The sequence below is a fragment of the Phaeovulum sp. genome (assembly GCF_041596715.1).
Taxonomy (GTDB): Bacteria; Pseudomonadota; Alphaproteobacteria; order Rhodobacterales; family Rhodobacteraceae; genus UBA6213.
Genome location: NZ_JBFHIA010000179.1, coordinates 1 through 6,526 on the forward strand (window position 1 = coordinate 1; position 6,526 = coordinate 6,526).

At 64.1% G+C, this 6,526-nt stretch carries 8 protein-coding genes; 4 read left to right on the forward strand and 4 right to left on the reverse strand.

Translation table 11 applies throughout. The features are described from left to right. Positions 1 to 250: 250 nt before the first annotated feature. Positions 251 to 1,558, forward strand: a complete 1,308-nt coding sequence (locus ABY403_RS11990) for an Nramp family divalent metal transporter (protein WP_372841056.1) — start codon at positions 251 to 253, stop codon at positions 1,556 to 1,558. A 37-nt stretch (positions 1,559 to 1,595) separates the two neighbouring features. Here the strand turns inward: ABY403_RS11990 and trpA are convergent, their stop codons facing one another. Then, positions 1,596 to 2,387: a tryptophan synthase subunit alpha gene (gene trpA / locus ABY403_RS11995; RefSeq protein WP_372841057.1), complete on the reverse strand. Its 792-nt coding sequence runs from the start codon at positions 2,385 to 2,387 to the stop codon at positions 1,596 to 1,598. Between the two features lie 63 nt (positions 2,388 to 2,450). Next, on the reverse strand, positions 2,451 to 2,852 hold the full coding sequence (locus tag ABY403_RS12000; protein WP_372841058.1) for a VOC family protein: 402 nt from the start codon (positions 2,850 to 2,852) through the stop codon (positions 2,451 to 2,453). 117 nt (positions 2,853 to 2,969) lie between these two features. Here ABY403_RS12000 and ychF point away from each other — a divergent pair, with 117 nt between their 5' ends. Next, complete coding sequence (ychF, locus tag ABY403_RS12005; protein ID WP_372841059.1) at positions 2,970 to 4,067, forward strand: redox-regulated ATPase YchF; 1,098 nt, start codon at positions 2,970 to 2,972, stop codon at positions 4,065 to 4,067. Between the two features lie 28 nt (positions 4,068 to 4,095). Here ychF and ABY403_RS12010 read toward each other — a convergent pair whose 3' ends face one another. Together ABY403_RS12010 and ABY403_RS12015 are read right to left on the reverse strand one after the other, a co-directional pair. Then, positions 4,096 to 4,365 carry a DksA/TraR family C4-type zinc finger protein gene (locus tag ABY403_RS12010; protein WP_372841060.1) on the reverse strand — a complete coding sequence of 90 codons (270 nt, stop codon included), beginning with the start codon at positions 4,363 to 4,365 and terminating at the stop codon, positions 4,096 to 4,098. A 73-nt stretch (positions 4,366 to 4,438) separates the two neighbouring features. Beyond that, on the reverse strand, positions 4,439 to 5,044 hold the full coding sequence (locus tag ABY403_RS12015; protein ID WP_372841061.1) for a flavin reductase family protein: 606 nt from the start codon (positions 5,042 to 5,044) through the stop codon (positions 4,439 to 4,441). Positions 5,045 to 5,128: 84 nt separating this feature from the next. Here ABY403_RS12015 and ABY403_RS12020 point away from each other — a divergent pair, with 84 nt between their 5' ends. Beyond that, a complete protein-coding gene (locus ABY403_RS12020) occupies positions 5,129 to 5,614 on the forward strand; it encodes a GNAT family N-acetyltransferase (RefSeq protein WP_372841062.1) in 486 nt (161 codons plus the stop codon). Between the two features lie 87 nt (positions 5,615 to 5,701). Beyond that, on the forward strand, positions 5,702 to 6,490 hold the full coding sequence (locus ABY403_RS12025; RefSeq protein WP_372841063.1) for an EcsC family protein: 789 nt from the start codon (positions 5,702 to 5,704) through the stop codon (positions 6,488 to 6,490). Positions 6,491 to 6,526 lie beyond the last annotated feature (36 nt).

Genomic DNA, 6,526 nt, shown 5'->3' on the forward strand with positions numbered 1-6,526 from the left:
CTGCCTGCGCGGCGGATTCGCTGTCTTGCGGTGGTGGGTGCTGCACGGGCGCCTCCTGTTTCTGGCGCGGGCCGGGCCGACGCGGGCATATCATTCATGAAAACGCCGGAACATGATAGCGCCAAGGCTTCACTTTGTCGCCTGAACGCAATCTTTTACGTTATGTTGATAAGGCGTCAGGAATTGGCCTATTGACAAAAGTGTAGCCCAGGCTTCATTTGCCATAAGCAATTTCAGAGGGCTCCCTCCCATGCGGGGCGCAAAAAGCGATAGCTCGATCACCGTTCGCACGCGCAGCGGCATTTCGGCCGTGCTGGAAGGTTCGCGCAGCGGACCGCGCGCGATACTGCTATTCGCAGGGCCCGCGATCATAGCCTCGATCGCCTATATGGACCCGGGCAACTACGCGACCAACATTCAGGCCGGCGCGGGCTACGGCTTTTCTTTGCTGTGGGTTGTGCTGATGGCCAACCTGATCGCCATGCTGTTTCAGGGCCTGTCGGCGCGCTTGGGCATTGTAACCGGCAAAAACCTTGCCGAGCTTTGCCGCGATAATTTCTCCCGCCCGGCGGTGCTGGTCATGTGGGTGATCTCCGAAATCGCCGCAATGGCAACAGACTTGGCAGAGTTTCTGGGCGGGGCTATCGGCCTTGCGCTTTTGTTCAACATGCCGCTGATGTCGGGCATGGTGGTCACCGCCATCGTGACCTACGGCATCCTGATGTTCGAAGCGCGCGGCTTTCGGCCGATCGAGTTGATCATCGGGGCCTTGGTGGCGGTGATCGGGCTTTGCTACCTTATCGAAATCATCATCGCGCCAATAGCTTGGGGCGATGCGGCCATGGGCATGGTCACACCGCAGCTGCCCGATGCGGCGGCGCTGACGATCGCGGTGGGCATTATCGGTGCCACCGTGATGCCGCACGCGATCTACCTGCATTCCGGGCTGACGCAGGCCCGCGCCCCGCTGCGCAACGAACAAGAGCGGCGCAAGATCCTGAAGTTCTCGAACATCGAGGTGGTGCTGGCGCTCGCGGTGGCGGGCATGGTGAACATGGCGATGGTGATGATGGCGGCCTCCGCCTTTCACAAAGGCCATTCGGATGTCGCCGAAATCGAAACCGCCTACCACATGCTGACGCCGCTTCTGGGTGGTGCCGCGGCGGCGGTGTTTCTGATTTCGCTGATCGTTTCGGGCATATCCAGTTCGGTTGTCGGCACCATGGCAGGGCAGATGATCATGCAAGGCTTCCTGCGCATCCGCATCCCGGTCTGGTTGCGCCGCGCGGTCACCATGCTGCCGGCCTTCGCCGTGGTTGCAGCCGGGGTAAATGCCACCGACGCGCTGGTGATGAGTCAGGTCGTGCTCAGCATCGCGTTGCCGGTGCCGATGATCGCACTCGTCATCTTTACGGGCCGGGCTGACATCATGGGCCCCTATGTCAGCGGTCGGCTGGTGCGCACGCTGGCCATGCTGGGTGCCGCGGTGGTGCTATCGCTGAACGCGGTGCTGCTGGCGCAGGCTTTCGGGCTTTCGATACCGGGGCTGGCAGGCTAACGCCTCGGGTGGCACTACCCGCCCTAACACAGCCCTGTCAGGCGCGGTGTGCGCCTGCGGCAAGTGAGGCCACCTTGGCCAGCACTTCGGCCACCGGCTTGCCCTCGCCGATCAGCTTGACGATTGCAGAACCCACCACGCAGCCATCGGCCAGCCCGGCAATGCTTTCTGCCGCTTCCGGTGTAGTGATGCCAAAGCCCACAATCACCGGCAGCGCCGTCGATGCCTTGATCCGTGCCACTTCGGGGCCAACCTCGGCCGCTTCGGCGGCGGCGGCCCCCGTAATGCCCGTGACCGAGACATAATAGACAAAGCCCGACGTGTTCTCCAACACCTTGGGCAGGCGCTTGGCGTCGGTGGTCGGTGTTGCAAGGCGGATGAAGTTCAGCCCCGCCGCCTGCGCGGGTAGGCAAAGCTCTGCATCCTCCTCGGGCGGCAGATCGACAACGATCAACCCATCCACGCCCGCTGCCGCCGCCTCGGCCAGAAACCGGGGCACGCCGCGCGCATAGATCGGGTTGTAATAGCCCATCAGCACGATCGGGGTTTGCGCATCGCCCGCGCGAAAATCGCGGACCAGTTGCAGCGTCTTGTCCATCGTCTGCCCGCCCGCAAGCGCGCGCTGCCCTGCCGACTGAATGGTTGGCCCATCGGCCATCGGGTCAGTGAAGGGCATCCCAAGTTCGATCACGTCCACCCCTGCCGCGGGCATACCGCGCATCAGCTCCAGCGTGGTTGCCACATCGGGGTCGCCCGCCATGATATAGGCGACGAAACCCTTGCGGTTCTGGCTGCGAAGGCGGGCGAAGGTGGCGTCGATTCTGGTCATGTCCGGCCCCGGTCTGGCGAATGTCGCCCGGGTTTGGGGCATGGCGCGCGGAAAATCAATGGCTCAGTCGGTGCCTTGCACCCCGATGATCCAGTGCGTGCCAAAACGGTCCTTGACCATGCCAAACCCCGGCGACCAGAAAGTGGGGCCAAAAGGCATGATTTCCGCGCCGCCCTCGGCCAGCGCCGCGTGCAGCCGATAGCCTTCGGCAACGGTTGCGGGCGTTGTCATCACGCTGACCGCCGCCTGCCGCTCGCTGGGCCCGGGCGGGTAATCGGATGCCATCAGCACCCCGTCCGCCAGCGAAAACTGCGCGTGCATGATGCGATCAGACGGCAGCGCCTGATCGCCCGGTGCCTCGGAATAGCGCATCAGTTGCAGGTCTGTCGCACCGAACAGGTCGGCGTAGAACGCCATCGCCTCGGCGCAACGGCCCTCAAAATGCAGATAGGGCACGAAGGACATGGTGGCTTCTCCTCTCGCCTCAGTCTGCCACAAGAGGGCGCGGCGCGAAAAGCCTTGCCTTGCCTTGCAGCGCCCCTCCGCCTATGAAGCGCCGGACCTTCAAGGCGGAGCGGTGGCATGGGTTTCAAAATGGGTATCGTCGGGTTGCCGAATGTGGGCAAATCGACGCTTTTCAACGCGCTTACCCGCACGGCTGCCGCGCAGGCGGCGAACTTTCCGTTCTGCACGATCGAACCGAACGTGGGCGAGGTCGCCGTGCCCGACCCGCGGCTGGAAAAGCTGGCGGCGATTGCGGGCTCCAAGCAGATCATCCCGACCCGCATGACATTCGTCGATATCGCGGGCCTCGTGAAGGGTGCCAGCCGCGGCGAGGGCCTTGGCAACCAGTTTCTGGCCACTATCCGCGAGGTGGATGCCGTGGCGCATGTTCTGCGCTGCTTTGAAGATGGCGATATCACCCACGTCGAGGGCCGCATCGACCCGATCGCTGATGCCGAAACCATCGAAACCGAATTGATGATCGCCGATCTCGAAAGCGTCGAAAAGCGTATCGCCGGGCTTTCGCGCAAACTGAAGGGCGGCGACAAAGAGGCGCTCGATCAAGACCGCCTTTTGAAGGCCGCGCAGGCAGCCCTTGCCGAAGGCCGCCCCGCCCGCAGCGTGAAAGTGGCCGAAGATGATCGCCGCACCTGGTCGCTGCTGCAACTGCTGACCGCCAAGCCCGTGCTTTATGTCTGCAACGTCGAAGAATCCGCCGCCGCCACCGGCAACGCGCTGACCGAAAAAGTGGCCGAAATGGCCGCGCGCGAGGGTGCGGCCACGGTGGTCATTTCGGCCCGCATCGAAGAAGAAATCGCCCAACTGCCCGCCGACGAAGCGGCGATGTTTCTGGAAGAAATGGGCCTGCACGAGGCGGGGCTAGACCGGCTGATCCGCGCCGGGCACGACCTTCTGGGCCTGCAAACCTACTTCACCGTCGGCCCCAAAGAGGCGCGCGCCTGGACGATTGCCAAAGGCACCCCCGCGCCGCAAGCCGCCGGGGTGATCCACGGCGATTTCGAACGTGGCTTCATCCGCGCCGAAACCATCGCCTACGCCGACTACATCGCCGGAAAAGGCGAGGCGGGCGCCAAAGAGGCCGGCAAGTTCCGCATCGAAGGCAAGACCTATGTGGTGCAAGACGGCGACGTGCTGCACTTCCTGTTCAACGCCTGATTTGCCGGGGTGGCGCGCGCCACCCCCCTTACTTCAACTGACTATCCTTGGTGCCCCGCCGGTTGATGCCGCCGCGCTGGGTGGGGCGGGCGTCGCGGGCCTTTTGGCACTCGAGGCACAGCTTGACCCCCGGCACTGCTTGCCTGCGCGCTTCGGAAATCGGCTCGTCGCATTCGGCGCAATGGGTCAGGCTTTCGCCCTGCGGCGTGGGCCGTGCCTGCATCCGGCGGATCTCGTCGGCAATCGATGCCTCGATCTGCTCGTTCACCGCACCGTCGCGCGCCCAACCACCAGCCATGATCTGCCTCCTCCTTGCGGCCCCGAGTCTCGCGCACCCACCCCCTGCCGGTCAAGGGTTGCGGCTCGCAGCCTTAGCGCTCGCCGGGCCGGGGCAGGGAAATAACCTGCTCGATCACCGCGTAATCCTGATAGCCCATCCGCGCCATCAAGCCCGAGGCAGGCAACACCACGCGCCCATCGCGCAGGCATTCGGGCGCGATATGCACCCCCGTAACCTCGCCAATCGCCAAAAAATTGGCCGCCCCCCGCAACTGCACAATCTGCACAAGCCGACATTCCAGCGTCGCGGGGGCGGCGGCCACGCGCGGGCAAGGGATGCTGACACATTCGGCCTTTTCCACCCCGGCATGGTCAAACTCGTCCACCTCGGCGGGCAGCACGGCCGAGGTTTCGTTCATCCGCTCCAGCATTTCGCGCGAAACGATATTGACCGAAAACACCCCGCTTTCGCGAATATTGGCCATGCTGTCCTTGGTGCCCGCGCGGTCAGGCTTGGCCGAGGTCGAGGCAAAGATAACCTGCGGCGGGCTATAGGCCACGGCGTTGAAAAACGAATAGGGCGCAAGGTTGCAGCCCAAACTGCCGCGTGTCGCAATCCAGCCAATCGGGCGCGGTGCCACGATTGCGCTGAACGGATTATGCGGCAGGCCGTGGCCATCTTCGGGGCGATAGAACATGGGCGCACCTCTTGGGATTTGCCCCCGACAAGCGCGCATGTTACGCGCGATTTCAAGCAGATTCGGGGAAAGGGGCAGCGAGGCGTGTATCGGCTCGAAGAAGAAACCGAGGCAGACTGGTGGGAGGTAGAGGCGCTTTACGACCTCTGCTTTGCTCCCGGCCGCACTGCCCTTTCCTCATATCGGTTGCGCGATGGCGTGCGCCCGGTGACAGAACTTTGCCTCGTTCTGCGCGACGGCGATGGGGTGCTGGCCGCGGTCATCCGCTATTGGCCGGTGCTGGTGGGCGGCAAACGTGTGCTGCTACTCGGCCCGATCGCGGTGCACCCAACCCGTCAGGGCGAGGGCTTGGGCGGGCTTTTGATGCACGAAAGCCTTGCCGAGGCGCGCAGGCTGGGCTGGGAACGCGTGCTTCTGGTGGGCGATGCGCCCTACTACAACCGCTTTGGCTTTACCCGGCTAGAGGGCGTGCTGATGCCGCCGCCCACCAACCCCGACCGCATCTTGGGCCTTGCCCTGCAACCCGGCGCTTGGGACGGCGTGCGGGGCGAGGTCACAAAGGCCGCGTAAAAAAGCGGCCCCTCGCTATCGGCGGCAAGGGGCTTTTGGTGCCGCCCCCGCCCCCCTATATTCTCCGCATGGCGGGGGAGAGGTAAGATGGCAGATACGGGCAACTCGGCAGCGCGCATGACGGTATTTCCGCCGCTGGCGGATACCGAGGTTGTGGCCGCACTCGATGCGCTGGCGCGTCGGCATCGCGGTGCCAGCGGTCTTGGAATGCAGGTTCTCAGCATGGTTGGCGGCAGCGCCGAGACGCTGCTCGACAAACTTCCCGCGCCGGTGAAAAGCCGCCTTGATGATGCAACCGAAGCCGCGCTTCGCGCCGCCCTCGGTGCCGCGAACCGCTCGCGCGATATGGTGACTGACAAGGCAGATTGGTTGAATACCGCGCTTGCCACCGCAATGGGGGCGGCGGGTGGTTTTGCAGGCCTGCCCGGTGCGATGGCCGAATTGCCGGTTACTGTCACGGTGCTTTTGCGCGCCATTCAGGGCATCGCTGCCGAGCACGGTTTTGACCCGGCTGACGAGGCGGTGCAGATGGAATGTATCACGGTTTTCGCCTCCGCCGGGCCGATGAAGCTCGACGATGGTGCCGAAACCGGGTTTCTGGCGGCGCGGATGACCGTAACGGGGCAAAGCCTGAATGCGCTGATTTCCAAGGTCGCCCCCCGGCTTTCGGCGGTGCTGGGGCAAAAGCTCGCCGCACAGGCGGCCCCCGTGCTGGGTGCCGTGGCGGGCGCTGCCATCAACTACGCCTTCACCGGATATTATCAGGAAATGGCGCGCGTGCATTTCGGCCTAAAGCGGCTTGCGCGGGATAACGGGCTAGACGAAGGCAATCTGCGCGAAGAACTTCGCGCGCGGATCACCGTGAAGAAAAAATAGCTCCGTGGCGCGCGCATGGCGGCCCCCTGTGGCCGC